11 protein-coding genes and 6 pseudogenes are annotated in these 15,321 nt (G+C 43.4%); 9 read left to right on the top strand and 8 right to left on the bottom strand.

The features are described 5' to 3' along the window. Positions 1-42: 42 nt before the first annotated feature. Complete coding sequence (locus CX651_RS15355; RefSeq protein ID WP_101056751.1) at positions 43-999, top strand: pseudouridine synthase; 957 nt, start codon at positions 43-45, stop codon at positions 997-999. A 53-nt stretch (positions 1,000-1,052) separates the two neighbouring features. Continuing rightward, positions 1,053-1,169 (top strand): annotated as a pseudogene (locus tag CX651_RS20170) (IS5/IS1182 family transposase); the annotation flags it as partial. Between the two features lie 21 nt (positions 1,170-1,190). On the opposite strand, the pseudogene CX651_RS15345 reads toward CX651_RS20170, so the two are convergent. Then, positions 1,191-2,228 (bottom strand): annotated as a pseudogene (locus CX651_RS15345) (IS630 family transposase). Between the two features lie 114 nt (positions 2,229-2,342). Between CX651_RS15345 and CX651_RS15340 the strand changes: the two are divergent. The 6 genes and pseudogenes from CX651_RS15340 to CX651_RS20005 all read left to right on the top strand — a co-directional run. Continuing rightward, positions 2,343-2,462, top strand: a pseudogene (locus tag CX651_RS15340) (IS5/IS1182 family transposase); the annotation flags it as partial. A gap of 172 nt (positions 2,463-2,634) precedes the next feature. Next, positions 2,635-3,417 carry a hypothetical protein gene (locus CX651_RS15335; RefSeq protein WP_101056750.1) on the top strand — a complete coding sequence of 261 codons (783 nt, stop codon included), beginning with the start codon at positions 2,635-2,637 and terminating at the stop codon, positions 3,415-3,417. 5 nt (positions 3,418-3,422) lie between these two features. Then, the gene (locus tag CX651_RS15330) at positions 3,423-6,362 is read left to right on the top strand and encodes an AAA family ATPase (RefSeq protein ID WP_101056749.1); all 2,940 of its coding nucleotides are present in this window, start codon (positions 3,423-3,425) and stop codon (positions 6,360-6,362) included. Then, positions 6,359-7,783 carry a tetratricopeptide repeat protein gene (locus CX651_RS15325; RefSeq protein WP_101056748.1) on the top strand — a complete coding sequence of 475 codons (1,425 nt, stop codon included), beginning with the start codon at positions 6,359-6,361 and terminating at the stop codon, positions 7,781-7,783. Before CX651_RS15330 ends, CX651_RS15325 begins: the two co-directional genes overlap by 4 nt. A 57-nt stretch (positions 7,784-7,840) precedes the next feature. Then, complete coding sequence (locus tag CX651_RS15320; protein ID WP_101056747.1) at positions 7,841-8,770, top strand: COG2958 family protein; 930 nt, start codon at positions 7,841-7,843, stop codon at positions 8,768-8,770. A gap of 16 nt (positions 8,771-8,786) precedes the next feature. Beyond that, entirely contained in the window at positions 8,787-8,951 is a 165-nt protein-coding gene (locus CX651_RS20005) for a hypothetical protein (protein WP_167398148.1), read from the top strand. Here CX651_RS20005 and CX651_RS15315 read toward each other — a convergent pair. From CX651_RS15315 to CX651_RS15290, 7 genes and pseudogenes are all read right to left on the bottom strand, one after another. Next, positions 8,901-9,818 (bottom strand): annotated as a pseudogene (locus CX651_RS15315) (IS5 family transposase). The gene CX651_RS20005 and the pseudogene CX651_RS15315 sit on opposite strands and share 51 nt — an antisense overlap. Before the next feature lie 283 nt (positions 9,819-10,101). After that, positions 10,102-10,341 (bottom strand): annotated as a pseudogene (locus CX651_RS20375) (IS1595 family transposase); the annotation flags it as partial. A 519-nt stretch (positions 10,342-10,860) separates the two neighbouring features. Beyond that, complete coding sequence (locus tag CX651_RS19900; RefSeq protein WP_157822693.1) at positions 10,861-11,007, bottom strand: hypothetical protein; 147 nt, start codon at positions 11,005-11,007, stop codon at positions 10,861-10,863. Between the two features lie 13 nt (positions 11,008-11,020). Next, positions 11,021-11,164 carry a class IIb bacteriocin, lactobin A/cerein 7B family gene (locus tag CX651_RS15305; RefSeq protein ID WP_101056745.1) on the bottom strand — a complete coding sequence of 48 codons (144 nt, stop codon included), beginning with the start codon at positions 11,162-11,164 and terminating at the stop codon, positions 11,021-11,023. An 11-nt stretch (positions 11,165-11,175) separates the two neighbouring features. Continuing rightward, positions 11,176-11,340 carry a class IIb bacteriocin, lactobin A/cerein 7B family gene (locus tag CX651_RS15300; RefSeq protein ID WP_101056744.1) on the bottom strand — a complete coding sequence of 55 codons (165 nt, stop codon included), beginning with the start codon at positions 11,338-11,340 and terminating at the stop codon, positions 11,176-11,178. Positions 11,341-11,545: 205 nt separating this feature from the next. Further along, positions 11,546-13,708, bottom strand: a complete 2,163-nt coding sequence (locus tag CX651_RS15295) for a peptidase domain-containing ABC transporter (RefSeq protein WP_101056743.1) — start codon at positions 13,706-13,708, stop codon at positions 11,546-11,548. Next, the gene (locus tag CX651_RS15290) at positions 13,708-14,955 is read right to left on the bottom strand and encodes an HlyD family secretion protein (RefSeq protein WP_101056742.1); all 1,248 of its coding nucleotides are present in this window, start codon (positions 14,953-14,955) and stop codon (positions 13,708-13,710) included. The genes CX651_RS15295 and CX651_RS15290 overlap by 1 nt, the downstream gene beginning before the upstream one ends. A gap of 239 nt (positions 14,956-15,194) precedes the next feature. On the opposite strand from CX651_RS15290, the pseudogene CX651_RS15285 reads away from it, so the two are divergent. Next, positions 15,195-15,321: pseudogene (locus CX651_RS15285) on the top strand (alpha-amylase family glycosyl hydrolase); the annotation flags it as partial.

The raw sequence follows: 15,321 nt of genomic DNA, 5'->3' as shown, positions 1-15,321 counted from the left end.
TGGCGGCCCCGAGTCGCCATTTTTTATTTTGCCGGAAGAGTTATGAGCCAAACAGACAGAGCCGCACAGCCCTCCTATGTAGTCTTGCCAAGGGATGTGACCGATAAGCCCACTGTATTGGCCTTTCTTATCGACCATTTCAGCCGCATCGATGCCGATGTCTGGCGTGAGCGGGTCGCAACCGGCAAGGTACACTGGCAAAATGGCGAGCCTATCCAGGCTGATACTCCTTATCGGCCTACCGCCAGGGTCTACTATTACCGTGAAGTCCCCAAAGAAACCCGGATCCCTTTTGAAGAGCGGATCCTGTTTCAGGACGAGCACAGTATTCTGGTATTCAAACCGCACTTTTTGCCTGTGACTCCCAGCGGTAACTATGTCAACGAGTGCCTGGTGCACAGGTTAAGGCGCCGCACCGGGATAGAAACCATAGCGCCGGCACACAGGCTGGACAGAGAAACGGCCGGAGTCATGCTGATGTCCACAGATCCCGAAACCCGGCATGCCTATCATGCGCTGTTCCGTGAAGGCCAGATACGCAAGGACTACCAGGCGCTGGCGCGGCTGACACCTGAGCTTCAGGCGGGATTGGCAACTGGCGAACTTAGCCTGCCGCTGCACTGGACGGTGAAAAATCGCCTTATCAAGGGCGAGCCCAGTTTTATCATGCGTTTGGCCGAGGGTGAGGCCAACAGTCACTCGGAAATCAGTCTCATCGCCGTTAATGGCGATATGGGGCTGTTCAATCTGAGTCCAATTACCGGCAAGACTCACCAACTCAGGCTGCATATGCAGAGTCTTGGAATGCCACTGCTGAACGACAGGTTTTACCCCGAACTGCAACCCAGGAGCGAAGATAATTTCAATAAGCCCCTCAAGCTGATGGCTTGTCGCTTGCGCTTTATCGATCCCATCAGTGGCAAGCCGCAGGATATAAAAGTGGATGGTTTTGAAACTGAATTGGTCGATACAGCGGCATTGTTGCCTAAATCAAATTGAACCATTTTGCTCATCTGTGATCTGATCGTGAAACCTTACCATCAGGTCGCATCATGGGCAAAGCCAAGGGCAAAATCACCAACTGGAAGCAATACAATCAAGCGTTAACTCAAAGAGGTTCGTTAACCTTTTGGATGGACGATGCTGTTATCAAGTACTGGTACAATCAACACCCTTCTAAATAAGTGATCCTAATTGTGCTCCACTTTCATGAGACCATGCCCGCCACCAGGGAATGGTGAAGCATGGTCCATAAAATACTTAACCCGCTCCATCAACTTCCAGATGTTTTTGCACTGATGGTTTCGGGTAACGGTTTCATGTAGTGCGTGCCACAACTGCTCTATTTTGTTGACCCAAGGTGAGTAAACCGGCTGAAACAACAAGATAAACTTTGGGTTTTACTTGAGCCAAGCTTGAGTCTTTTTACTCTTGTGGATGATGTAGTTATCGATAATGAGCGTAATCGTTTGGGCTCGTCTGTACTGTCTTTTGAGCAATTTCAGCATTGAAAGAAATAGCATAGAATCTTTGCTGGAACTGGCGACATAACTGACTTTCCCCGTTCCTGTGTGTAGCGCACCTGCCAAGTATCGTTTGCTATTCTGTCCCGGCGTTGTCACTCGTTTTTGATGGCCTTTATGCATCCATTCTGCGCCGATTTTTAGATTGAGATGGATATCAACTTCATCTTCATAAAATACGGGATGGTTTATATTGCAACGCTTCAAAGCTGCCTTAATTTCCGCAAGCTTCTCATCTTTATGAGGATCTTTGATATGCAAGGTGGGAGCGGCTCTACGCCAAACAACGCCAAGTTTAGGTAACCACCGCCGAATCGTTGAGGAATAAACCTGCAGCGAAAATAAGCGGTTAATCTCAAGAGCTATTAATTTAGTACTCCAGCGGGAACGTTGGTATCCAAGCTCTTGGGGGGAAAATTGAAGCAGTAGTTTGATTACACTCGTTATTTGTTGGAAAGGAAGTACACAGGAACGGCCTCTGGTTGAAGACTCCAGCCCCTCAATGCCACATTCAGTGTACCAACTGACCCATCTGTTGATTGAAGAACGCGCCGCAGCTATCAAGCCCGATACTTCAGTAACAGTACGTCCAGATGCCAACAAGAGAATGGCATTCAGGCGACGGCACTCGTCTTTATCTCTGGTTTTATGCATCTTTTTTTGTATTCGACGTCTTTCAGAGCGGGTTGGTAATGTTAGAATCATGATCTCGGCTCGGTTTGTGTGAGTTGGTTGGTTTGGCGATTGATCAGATCGCTTGAATCGAGCCGAGTTCCTTCTATTTTCGAAACTCAGTGATCTACATTTAGGAACAGCTATTTAGGTGGGAAATTAAGCTTAAGAAGTTACAATGCTCAGGTTGGCGAGACTTACGCCATGATCAAAGCGCTGAACAAGCTTACAGGGCTTGGTATGCCTGAAACTCAGTATGTTGTATAGGAATTGCTCAATTTCAGGCGGTTTGGTTTCCTGTCCGAATTACGCAACAAAGCCCAAAACAATTGGTGGTTTAATGCAAAAAATACTAGTTAATCAACTGGAGAATGCCACGCTAGCTGAGTTACGTGACACTCTACTTCCTAAGCTTTTGAGTGGGGAGATTGAACTTTAAATGAAGTATGAAGACTATTTCTCATTATTTTTGAGCATCGAGGACGAACTGACTAAGTTTCTGTCTGTAATCGATTATTCCGATAAGCACAAGAATATCTACTCCCCTAAATTAGTCCTGCTGTTACTACAGGCTTGCCCTATCATCGAGTCGTATTTAGTAAAAATGGCAACTAGTTCCCTAAGTGTTAAACATTCCGATTTATGGAATTGCGATATCAAAACCAAAATTTGGGACAAGAGAGACCGAAAACAAGAGTTGAAAGTTGATGGAAATGGTAATCGTTCTATCGGTAATTTTCCAAAGTTTGCATGTGTAAATGCTGAGTTGTTTAACCTACAAAATCGACGGGTTACCTTTTACCATTCTGCTAATTTTCAGGGGAAAGAAAAAGGTCAATTTACGGACTACCAGCCATTTGGATCGTTGAAAGAAATGCTGCCTCATAATCACTCTGATTACAGTAGCGCTAAAGCACATTACCCTAAAGGTTACAGCACTCCTGTTTGGTGGACTTCTTACAATAAAGTCAAACATGATTTTGGGTTAGCTAAAGACTCTCATGTCAATTATACCAATGTTATCGAGGCTATTACGGGTTTGTTTTGTGTTCTTGTTTATTGCGAACCTTGTATAGAAGCTCTTGCTCAAGAGGGCTACTTTAGGGACGGTATTGTCAAAACAAAGTTCTTCGAGGCCTTTGTTGATGATACCAATCCTCACTCGCTATCCGGCGAAATTGAAGTAAGTAGTTTTATTGCTGCATCTGGAGGAATAAATTAAGAATTATGAGTAATTTTAATTTTCTAACAGACATCAACCCTGAGCTTGCTCAATTTGGTAAAAGTGCAGAGCTATATTGTCACGATGATAAGCAGGTAGCACTCGTGAAACTAAGGTGTTTTACTGAATTGGTCGTTGGGGAAATTTATTCACGTTTATCGCTAACACCACCTGTTCGTGATGATTTATATAATCGACTGCGCAGCTACGAATTCAAGGATGTTGTCAGTGACAAGGGAATTTGGGCCAAGTTAGATGTATTGCGACATAAAGGTAACAAGGCTGCCCACTCTAGCAATGGTTCAGACGACATTTCCCTCAATGAAACACTCTGGTTAATCAAAGAAGCTTATTTAGTCGCCCGTTGGTATGCTCAAGCCATTCTCAATCAGCCTATCACTCCTCCTGAGTTTGTTGATCCGGTAAAACCTATCGATCAAACATCTCGCTTAGAAGCAGAGTTAGAGCGTCAACGTCAAGAACTCAATAAACGAGAAGCTGAATTAAAGGCTCAACTTACTGATAATAATGATAAATATCAACAACGAACGAATGAGCTAATAGCTCAACTAGACGAAAAAAACGACACACTTTCCAATGTAAAAAAAGAGCAAGCACTATTACAGATTGAACTTGAACAAAAACAAAAAGATCTAGTCGCTTCACAACAAGCCTTCTTTGATTACAGGACGCGTGAAGAGTTTAAACAAGCTAGTATTTCATCCGCTTCAAGTTTTGAGCTTGATATGGAAGTGACGCGCCGAAATATTGATATATTTGATTGCTTTGAAGACATCAGTTTAACTAAAGGTCAAAACCAAATAGTTAAGCAAATAAATGAGTTTCTCACCGATACTAAACAAAATGTATTTTTACTTAATGGTTATGCAGGTACAGGTAAGACATTTATAACTAAAGGAATTACTCAGTATCTAGAAAAAATTGGTCGTGAATTCACTATTATGGCCCCGACGGGGAAAGCCGCGAAAGTGATATCAGACAAAACAATGCAACCTGCCAGCACTATTCACCGCGTGATATACAATTACGACAACGTGAAAGAGTACAAAGTTGACGGTGTGGAAGGGTCTGAAACTTATCGTTGCTATGCTGACCTTAAAGTCAATGTAGATACCGCGGAAGCTGTTTATATAATTGATGAAGCGTCAATGGTTTCTGACAGATATTCCGATGGTGAGTTTTTTCGTTTTGGAAGCGGATATCTATTAAAAGACTTGCTTAAGTACATAAATATTGACCACAACGATCATAATAAGAAAGTTATTTTTATTGGTGATAATGCACAGTTGCCGCCTGTAGGAATGAATACGTCACCAGCGCTAGATGCCAGTTACCTTAAAGAAAATTATCAAGTCGCTGTGGCTTCAGGGTACTTGACTGAAGTTGTTCGTCAAAAAGGTGATAGTGGTGTTTTGAACAATGCAGCCATGTTGCGTGATGGTTTAGAGCAAAATATCTTTAATAAATTGAAATTTGAAGTTAATGACCATGATGTATTTAATTTGACCTCGGAGAATCTACTTGGTACTTATCTAGACTCATGTGATAGAAAAGTTAGTCGTACAGGAGAAAGTATTATTATTGCTTCTTCAAACCGACAAGTAGCTGAGTATAACCGTTTAGTTAGAGAGTACTTCTTTACTGGTCAACAGCAAATGGTCGCAGGAGATAAAGTCATTTCGGTAGCAAATCACTATCGAGCAGACGCTTGTATTACCAACGGTGAATTTGGCATGATCAAGGAAGTACTATCTCCTCATTCTGAGTTGATTAGTGTTGTCATTAGCGTCAAAGGTGACACTGGTGACATGGTTAAGCGAAAAGTAAATCTGAGTTTTAGGGATGTGATTCTAGGCTTTCGCAACGACTATGGTGAACCATTCTTCTTTGAAGCAAAAATTGTAGAAAACCTACTTTACAATGATCAGCCTACCTTATCGTCAGATGAGCACAAAGCACTCTATGTTCACTTTTTAAATCGACACCCAGAACTGAGACGTAAAGGTAATGAACAAAAGCTTAGAATTGCATTATTGCAAGACCCTTATTTCAATGCTTTTAAAATTAAGTTTGGTTATGCCATTACTGGACACAAAGCACAGGGTAGCGAATGGAAAACGGTTTTTTTACAGTGTCAAACACACCAAAAAGCCTTAACTAAAGATTACTTCCGCTGGTTATACACCGCTATAACGAGAACTTCTGATACCCTGTATGTAATGAATCCACCTCAGTTGCGCTTAGGAGATGGAATGAAAATAGCAGGCGCGTATCAACCCAAAGCAGTAAACTTCGACAATTCTGTTCCTGAAGACGTTGAGGTTGTACGACCAAGTACCGAAGCAACGAACTCAGTAGCCACAGCGAAGTTTGATTTTCAGACTGACATCCCGCAACTTAAAAAGCTATATCAACTTGTTGATGCATGTATTGAAGGTACAGGGATTACTGTAGTGGATGTCCTTCATTATAACTATCAAGATCGTTACATCTTGCAGCGCGGGAATGAGCAGGCTTCGATAAGTTTCAATTACAAGGGTAACTGGAAAGTGTCTGGCGTAAAGAGCATTACTCAAGATGGGTTCGATGTTGAACTCATGGCTTTGCTTGGCCAATTAGAAGGTACTTTGCTTGATGTACCTGAGCCTTCAAAGGATACTCAGTTCCATTTTTCAGAGCCATTCTTAGAAGAGTTTTATCTAAATGTACTGGTTCAAATAAACAGTGTTGGAGCGGATATAAGCAAAATTGAATCTCGTTCATTTTGTGAAAGATATGCATTTGTTAAAGGCAATGAGTTGGCGGTGATTGAGTTTTGGTACAACAAGTCTAGCCAATTTACTAAAGTTCAACCTATGCCTCAGCTTAGTAATTCCACAAGGCTCATTGACGAAATAATATGTCAAATAGGTGTGCTTCTATGAATGAGCCAGCTAATCGTACAGTAAATAATTTGAGAAAGAGCGGAGACCTGCAAGGGGCTTGGGAGTTTGGTTTTCAAGCGTTGCAGGCAGCTCCCCAAGATACTTACTTGAAAGGTGCTTTATTTTGGGTGTGTTATGAGTTTCTTAAGCACCAGCTTGAAAATCTAAATAAGCGAGCGAGTTCTTCAAACAACTATCGTCCTACTGATTTTGAATTTGAGCAAATAGAGAACTTGCTGCAAACCATAGTAAATTTAGATATTGCTGCTGGCGGCCTAGAGTACAAAATGCTGCTGGTTCAGTTTAAGAAGAGTTTGGAATGGTTTCCTACCTTGATTCACCTTGTGCTTCGACATCAAACTGTACTATTTGATGATGAGGCTAAAACACCTTTTCAAGCTGAAAAAGGTGAAGTGCCAAGTTTGATGCTCTCAACAGCACGCCAAGTGGCGAGTGCATGGCTTAGAGCACGAGAGTATTGGCATCTAGATCTTAACCAAGTGATGGCATTTATTAACCAAACACGCGAGCAAGCCTCTGACACTAAACATATGATGTGGCTTGATTACGACCAAGCGAAGTGCCTTGTTGTTGCGGGCCAATACGATCAGGCTCGCGAACTCATTCTACCCATTTTAAGAAAGAAGCAAAAAGAGTCTTGGGCTTGGGGAGCGTTGGCGGCTACCTATTCAAAACAAGATCAGCGTTTAGCAATGAAGTTTTTTGCGAGGGGAATAGTATCCGCACATGACGTTACTTTTAGTTTGCGTTTATTACAGGGAATTATTCCTTTATTACTTGCAAATCAACAGCAAGCTGAAGCCTCAATGTGCCTAAAAACGGCTATTGCGGCTTATCAAACTCATGGGTGGAAGCTAAAGCAAGAGTTAGAACAGCTATCTATGCAGCCTTGGTATGATTCTGGTGTCGATGAAAAGCAACTGAGTCCTTTTTTAAACTCTATTTCTCACGACGCTTTAAATTACTTGCATGGGCCGATGGAGAAGGTTGTTGCTATCGTAGAGAATATTCATAAATCCGGTAAAGGCTTTCAAGTATTCGTAAATAAGTCAACATCACTATCAGTTCGCATGGGGGTTCATAAAGGTAAGCAGAAACCTCAGGCTGGTGACTATGTCGAGCTATCCGTAGCGAGTGTTGATGGAAACAAAGAAGTAGTAGCTTCCTCATCGTCCAAGCAAGTAGATATGGCTGATGTTTCGTATGTAGAGGGTACGCTTCGAATAGCACCCAAAGGCTTCGGATTTGTCGAGGATACTTTTGTTCCTCCCTTTGTTATAGGTAATTTAAAAAATGAATCAAAAGTCAGAGCACTCCGTATCATGAGTTGGGACAAATCTAAAGCTCGCCACAACTGGAAAGCGATTAAGTTAACGGAACTAAATTTTAATGAATACTAAGTCGCTTTCGGGCGAAATCGAGTTAGGACAAGCTCAAGAATTAGCAGAGGTCGAATAATGGCAACCCGAGTAGAAATGATTATCGAAACGCTCAAGGCGAACCCCGACAAGAAGTTTACTGCTCGGGATTTAGCCAAAGAATTTGTGCTTCGATATCCAGAAGAAATCGCTGAGAAGCAAGCAAACCCTCGATACAACACCGAAGACAAGCTTATCGCCCAGCTCGCGGCAGAAATTGGTGGGGAACGTACTGAAAGAGCGAAAATCGTTTGTCCTAATATCGCCACTCGTGACAAACCAAGACCTCGGGTTTATTACTGGGAGCAGAAGTCTACACCTGCTCATCAGGAAGATGATCTTAGCGATGCAGATGAATCAGACATCGATACGCCTCTCGTGCCGCAAAGCTTAAGCGAACACGATCTCTACCCAATGTTGATTGAGTACCTTAGTAAGGATCTGGGCCTTTACTGTCAGCGTATTGACGAGCGTAAATCTAAAAACTCTCATGGCAACGGTGGCAATCACTGGTTACATCCGGATGTGGTGGCGCTAGAGCCGCTCGACCAAGGTTGGGATGAAATTGTGAGAAGCTGTGTGCGCAGTGGGAATCATAGCTCGGTTCGACTTTGGTCTTTTGAAGTGAAGAAACATCTTACTAAAGGCAACGTACGAAAATACTTTTTCCAAGCAGTATCGAATTCGAGTTGGGCCAATTTCGGCTACCTTGTTGCCACAGGCTTAAATAGCGACGTTGAAGGTGAGCTGCAAATGTTGTCGAGCTTGCACGGGATTGGCGTGCTGATTCTGGATACTGAATCTTTGTTTGATAGCCAAATACTCATTCCAGCTCAAGAGAGAGTCAACGTGGATTGGCAATCTGCAAACCGAATCGTCTCTGAAAATAGGGATTTCCACCATTACATTGAGCAGGTTGGCATTTATAACCAAACCGGACGGTTGATTAAGAGCGCATGGAATAAATAATAAGGATAAAGGCTTAATGATTACTGAAGACCAACTAGAACAACAATGCCTCGATTGGTTTAAAGAGCTAGGCGGCGTTGTTGATCAAATCATTCGCTTGAACGCAACTGCCCCTAGGCTTTCAGCTGCTTTACGAGATTTTCTGGCGAACAGGCATACCCAGTCTTATGACTTTGTTTAATGCCTTAACCCCAGCCAATGCCTCACCCACTTGCCCGTTATAGTCACGCAAACTTAATTTGGCGCTAATGAGTTATTTGTAGCGATACATGGCGGTCTCAGATAGGGAACGCTGATGGTAGTGATTCATCAATTTCCATTGCTTCAACTCTCCGGCCTTAAGTGCATCCACAGCTTCATTTCGAGGATGCCCTGGTTCCCAGTATCCGGCATTTGAGCGAGGTGGAATCGTTGGCTTCGCCTGCTTTCGTCGCAATAATTTATAACAAGCTTTGGTATCGTAAGCCCCGTCAGCGGAGACTTGTCTAAGCTTGCGTCTTAGGGGAGCCAGTAACGCTGGAAGTACTTCATTATCTGCTACAGTTTCAAGGCTTGTTTGCGCACCGATAATTTCATGTGTAGCGGCATCGATAACCAAATGAAGCTTGCGCCAAACCCGACGTTTTTCTTTGCCATGCTTACGCATTTTCCATTCACCTTCGCCATACACTTTGAGGCCTGTGGCATCGACGACAACATGCGCTACCGCACCTCTTGAGGGATTGCGGTACTTGACGTTCACCGTCTTGGCGCGTTTACTGATACAGCTGTAGTCTGGAGCAATTAACGGTATTTTCATCAGCTGAAACAGGGAGTTGATGAACCCTTCGGTCGCACGTAATGACAGCTTAAAAATCCCTTTGAGCATCAAGGCGGTTTCGATGGCGGTGTCGCTGAATTGAAAGCCACGGCCACGACCGCCGTGATGCTTTGTGCAATGCCAAGCGTTAACCGCTGCCTCGTCCAGCCAGAAGGTAACCGAACCACGGTTGACTAATGCCTGATTGTATTGCTTCCAGTTGGTGATATTGCGTTCTGACTTACCCATGAAACTGACCGAAGACCTGTTATGCAAGATCAGATCATGGAAAGCGAAAAAGGTTCCGCTTATTTAGGCAACAACGCCAGTCCAAAGAGTTGATGTGCTGACAGGTAGAACCGACTCTCTGTGAACCTGACAAATAGCTGGGCTGCTAAAAGCCATGGCACTAATGAGGACAGAGAGTGCGGATGTTCATCAGGGCTCACGAAGCCGGATATATGTGTGTGGCTACTTTGTCAGAAAGAAACCTGCCGGTGCTTGCATCGGAGAGGTGTCTATATAGCTATTTAGCTGTCTTCCAATTAACATCTATTAGCTTGCTTAGTCTCAATGTTGAAATGCTACCTTTGTCGGAGCCAACAAAGTAAATAGCTAAAAACCATTTAGATAACGGCAAGTTAGTACTATGGAATAACGTGCCAGATGTAACCGATACTTGCTTTCTACAGTTGTTGCACTGAATGTGCTCTCTACACTTTAGTTGGCACCCTTTGTGATGCCAACAGTGGGGGTAAACAAAGCCATTCGGTCAGCGTTAATTTTTTAAGTAATTCAAGCAATCTTCGTCAGTTTGAAATAGTTTTTTCCCATTCTAAAAAGCTAATTTCTGAAGTTTTCATCACAATTCTCACTAAATGGCACTGTTTATACATACAGTTTAGTTCAATTGTGAAAATTGTGAAAAGGCATAATATTTTTATTGTGCTGAATGGTTGCAATTAAAGAATATAAAAACCGCCACGTTCTTAACTCTTATATGGAAATATAAGTGATTGCAATAATACAGATAACCAAGAGAAAGATATCGAACACCTTGACTCCATATTTAAAATGTCTTGCGATACAAAAAAAAGACAATACCGGTGCAATAAAAAACAAAATATTCCCACCAGTACTAACTGAGTCTGAAATAAAATAACCTTCACTTTTAAAGTTTGAACTAACCCCTAAAAACCACATGAAAGCTAAAATTAAACCAACAGCAAAAAAAAATCGGCTAATCATGGCAGACCTCCTTTTAAGATGCGGGCCTACGCCCGCATAATTACTACTTTTGCTCAGACATTGCATCTACAGCGCCGTAAGCGAATCCAGCAGCACCAGCAAATGTTCCTAAATAAGCTGCTGCAAAGTAAACAAAGAATGCCATGCCACCAGAAATTTCTAGTTTCTCATTAGCAGTTAACTCTTGCATATTATTTTCCTATTTAATTTTCTCGATTATAAAAATAGTATCCAAAAGCAGCCAGACCTGCCACCGCTCCTGCGCGACCTAACCACATTGCGGCGACAACCACCGGTGCAAAACCACCTGATACTTTAACTATTTCACTTTTGTTTAATTCAGTCATAAAATTCTTCCTTATTTATCACTATACAAATAGTGCCCCAAAGCCCATCCACCGCCAAAAATTCCAGCCAGACCCGCAGCACCTTCGAGAATAGCCCAGGCTATTACGGGTACCGCACCACCATTCACTTGCTCAATCTCATTCATTGTTAGCTCTTCAATTTTTGATACTTGCATAATATCTTCCTTAATTTAAACTCTTAACGTTATGTTTGCCTAAGCGCTCAAACGAACCCTTTAGGTTTATTTGGCTTTAAGCGACTGACCAAGGGTGCGGTTTCCGGCTAAAGTTGCCGCGCCCTTGTTTTTAACTTTTGAAATAGCACGTTATTTTTGAACGTCATACTTCACCAGTTAAAATCCTTTTTATCAATTGACTGCTTTACTGCACCACTCCCATCAACTGCTGCATTTCATCTTGTGTGTAGACTTTGCCTTGATGCATAACCATTACTCGCTGAGCCTGCTTGATAGTTTCCGGCCGGTGGGCAATGATAATGCGCGTCATGTCGAGATGTTTTATCTGCTCGCTAATTCTTGCTTCGTTATTAACATCGAGATGACTGGTGGCCTCATCCATAAACAGCAGGCTCGGTTGCTGATACAGGGCTCTGGCAAGCAACAGGCGCTGTACTTGCCCGCCGGAGAACTGGTTGCCCATATCCCCCACCAAGGTGTTATACCCCATGGTCATTTTACTGATGTCGGCATCAATGGCGGCCATTTGTGCGCACTGCTGCATACGCAAGTAGTTAGGCTCGGGGTCAAAGAAGGTAAGATTGTCTGCGATAGAGCCCGATAGCAGGGTATCGTCTTGCATGACCGCGGCAACCTGTTTGCGATAGGTGACTAATCCAACTTGGGTAATGTCTTGCCCATCCAGCAAAATTCGCCCTTGTGTCGGGGTCAACAGCCCAAGCATTAGCTTTACTAACGTTGTCTTGCCACAACCCGACTCCCCCACGATGGCAACGGATTCATTGGCATTAATGGTTACCGACACATCATCGATGACACAGGGCTCATTTGGTGCGTATCGGAAACTCACCCGCTCAAGCGTTAACTGTCCTGTCACCTGGTTGAGGGAAGTAATGCTCTCCCTATTTGCTTCCTGTTCGTGCAGCGCAATGTCGGAGATACGGTCGAGGTGTAAACGCAGCATGCGAAACAAAATAAGTTGTTCAATCAGACTCGCAACACGCTCCGTTAGCTGATTCTTATAGGCGATAAAGGCCAGCACCATACCGATTGTTAAGCCACCGCTCATCACTATCGTCGCCGCCAGGTAAACCACAATGATGTTCTCCACACCAAACAACAGCTTGTTCATGGCGTCGAAGCTGATTTTGAGTTTACCCAAACGGATATCTGCATTAATCACTTCGCTGTAACGGTTTTGCCATAAGCTTTGGCGCTGGGGCTCGCAGGTAAACAGTTTAATGGTTTGTATGCCGCGAATGTTCTCTAAGAAATTCGTTTGCTCTTTGGCGCTCGATTGTATGGATTCTTCGGTTGCGCGGTGTAGTGGCCGATAAAGCGCAAACCTCAATAAGGCGTAAAGTAAAATTGCTGCAACAACAACTAATGTCAACTTGACACTGTAAATTAACATCATCACTAGCACGGCTATTGACATGACACCATCGACAACCGTTTCAACTAAACCTGTAGTTAAACGCTCTCGCACCTGGGCAAGTGAACCAAACCGCGAAACCAAATCACCAACATGGCGCTTTTCAAAATAACTCATGGGCAGTCTAAGCAGGTGACGCAATAAATTGACCCCCATCTGCATATTGAGCAGGCTCGATACACGCAAAACCAACCAACTACGCACGCTAGTGGTAATTACGTTGATAGCCACAAGTAATCCGAAACCTACTGCCAGCACTATGAGTAATGGTTTATCTTGGCTAATGAGCACTTCATCAACCACCCACTGCATGTAATAAGGCGTGACCAGCGCAAAGACTTGTAACAATAATGACAACACGAAAAGGGTCGTTAATGCTCGTCCTAACCCAGTCATCTTGCTCCAGAGTTGCGACAAGTGCATCTGCTGGCGTTCATCAGCCTGCTCAAACCCTTTGGTTGGGGTCAACTCTAGCGCAATGCCTGTGAAATGCTCGGCAAACTCATTAAAGGTAAGTGTCTTTTTCCCAAAAGCAGGGTCATTGATGCTCACCCCGGACTTAGTCACCCCGGTCAACACCACAAAGTGATTCATGTCCCAATGCAGCACACAAGGTAATGTGAGTTTACCGACTTCTTCTATCGGGCACTTCAGCGCGCGACTCGCAAGCCCTATGCTGTCACTGAGGACAATCATTTGTTGCAGATTCATCCCCTTTAAATCCGCACTAAAACGCTTCCTTAACGCTGCCATATCGAGTTTGTGGCCATAAAAGCTAGCAACCATGGCGATACAAGCCAAACCACATTCAGCCATTTCCGCCTGCAATATAAGCGGCACGCGTTTCTTACCTGAAAATTCCAACAGTTCAATTGGAGAGGATTCAGTAGTCATATCTGTAGAAGCATTCATCAGCCGACCCTACCTTTCAGACTGTATATAGGGTCAAGCAGCCAATCGAGTAAGCTTCGCCTATCGAGCACAATGTCAGCCTCAAGCAACATGCCACTTTTTAGCGGAAACGCTTCTCCATAAGCCAGCATATCCTGCTTAGACAACTGGGTCCGAATACGGTAAACAGGTTCTGACAAATTAACTGGTACTCTGGCTTCGCCATCGAGCAATAACGCCTTGTCAATGCGAGAAATATGGCTTTCAAGGAATCCAAACCGCTGATAAGGAAAGGCATCGAAGCGTAATCTTGCCTCATCCCCCTCTCTAATAAAGCCGGCACTACGAGTAGGTAATAGTAACTCTGCGACCAGCTCTGCGCCCTGAGGGATAAGGCTCATTAACGGGCGATTTGTCGCAATAAACTCTCCATCAACTATTTGTATTGCGGCAACCGTTCCCGCTTCTGCAGCGCGGATAACATAGCGATAATTATTTTCAGTTTCATCGACTTGACGTTGAAGGTCTGAGCGACGCCTTTTAATCTCACTCTCTTTTAATGCGTACTGGTAGGGTAACAGCTTAAGCTCAGCTTGTGACGCATTTAACTGACTAGAAACGGTTACTTTATTGGATTTAACATTTTCTATTTCTTGTCGAATATTGATAAGCTTCTCTTGCTGAGACTGATAATCGAGCTCAGAAAGAAAACCGTCCTGATATAACTTCTTATGCTGATTTTGCTGAGACAGTTGCATCGACAGTTTTTCAGAAAGCAATTTCTCCAGATTAGTAATGACGGAGAGTGAACTTTGATTATCTGAAATCGCAGTTCTCAACCTAACAGACTCATCTGCCAACATTCTTTGGTTGACTACTCGTTCAGCCTCGAGCAAGTCTAACTGTTGTTTCAGTTCGCCAATTAAAGACTCACTGAGTTCTTCACCGGAGGTCATACTGCGTCTGAAAACGATAGTCACTAAAGGGTCTCCTTCTTGAACTAGCGCTCCCTCTGACACGTGTAGTTTCTCAACGTTACCGCTACGATTGGCGAATGTCTTAATAAGCCCCTTATTAGGAACCAAATACCCTCGAACGGTTTCCTTTCTGGCATAGTGGGAACAAGAGAGAAATACAGCTATAGCCGTAACAACGACAAAAATAATAAACGCAGAATTGTAAATAGACAGGGGCTGTGCAAGCGATATATCGCCATGTAGCTTTTGTTTTTGCGCCTCAACGGCCTGTTTTCTGAATAAGCTAGACATACCAGACCCCTGTGCTCACTTTATATCAAGACAATTTAATATAGTGACTATCACGCCATAAAACTATTTTGTGACATGCTTAATAAATCAAATATAAAACACAAACCTGCAACGCGAGTCAAGAAAGAAATACAGTATGAAATACAGGGCTGAAATACAGGAAATCCATATCTTTTTGATGTTTCGCACAGCCTTGAATAGACTTTGAAATACCTATCAAAGCTCAGTCGAGGTTGGTTATGACCACAGCCCGCCGCCAGTTGATAGATGCTGAAAGTACGCCCTTTTACCACGTGATTAACCGTTGCGTTAGACGGGCATTTTTGTGTGGTGAAGATGCACTGTCTGGGCGCAGTTACGAGCATA

The sequence above is a fragment of the Shewanella chilikensis genome, from assembly GCF_002836945.1.
Classification (GTDB): Bacteria; Pseudomonadota; Gammaproteobacteria; order Enterobacterales; family Shewanellaceae; genus Shewanella; species Shewanella chilikensis.
The sequence above is the reverse complement of the archived record's forward strand: the minus strand, read 5'-3'. Positions and strand labels throughout refer to the sequence as shown.

What these genes read in the sequence shown, in the direction of transcription:
- CX651_RS15295 (WP_101056743.1), bottom strand. Translation starts at nt 13,708, where the DNA reads ATGAATGCTTCTACAGATATGACTACTGAATCCTCTCCAATTGAACTG.
- CX651_RS15290 (WP_101056742.1), bottom strand. Translation starts at nt 14,955, where the DNA reads ATGTCTAGCTTATTCAGAAAACAGGCCGTTGAGGCGCAAAAACAAAAG.
- CX651_RS15305 (WP_101056745.1), bottom strand. Translation starts at nt 11,164, where the DNA reads ATGACTGAATTAAACAAAAGTGAAATAGTTAAAGTATCAGGTGGTTTT.
- CX651_RS15335 (WP_101056750.1), top strand. Translation starts at nt 2,635, where the DNA reads ATGAAGTATGAAGACTATTTCTCATTATTTTTGAGCATCGAGGACGAA.
- CX651_RS15355 (WP_101056751.1), top strand. Translation starts at nt 43, where the DNA reads ATGAGCCAAACAGACAGAGCCGCACAGCCCTCCTATGTAGTCTTGCCA.
- CX651_RS15300 (WP_101056744.1), bottom strand. Translation starts at nt 11,340, where the DNA reads ATGCAAGTATCAAAAATTGAAGAGCTAACAATGAATGAGATTGAGCAA.
- CX651_RS15325 (WP_101056748.1), top strand. Translation starts at nt 6,359, where the DNA reads ATGAATGAGCCAGCTAATCGTACAGTAAATAATTTGAGAAAGAGCGGA.
- CX651_RS15330 (WP_101056749.1), top strand. Translation starts at nt 3,423, where the DNA reads ATGAGTAATTTTAATTTTCTAACAGACATCAACCCTGAGCTTGCTCAA.
- CX651_RS15320 (WP_101056747.1), top strand. Translation starts at nt 7,841, where the DNA reads ATGGCAACCCGAGTAGAAATGATTATCGAAACGCTCAAGGCGAACCCC.
- CX651_RS20005 (WP_167398148.1), top strand. Translation starts at nt 8,787, where the DNA reads ATGATTACTGAAGACCAACTAGAACAACAATGCCTCGATTGGTTTAAA.
- CX651_RS19900 (WP_157822693.1), bottom strand. Translation starts at nt 11,007, where the DNA reads ATGCAAGAGTTAACTGCTAATGAGAAACTAGAAATTTCTGGTGGCATG.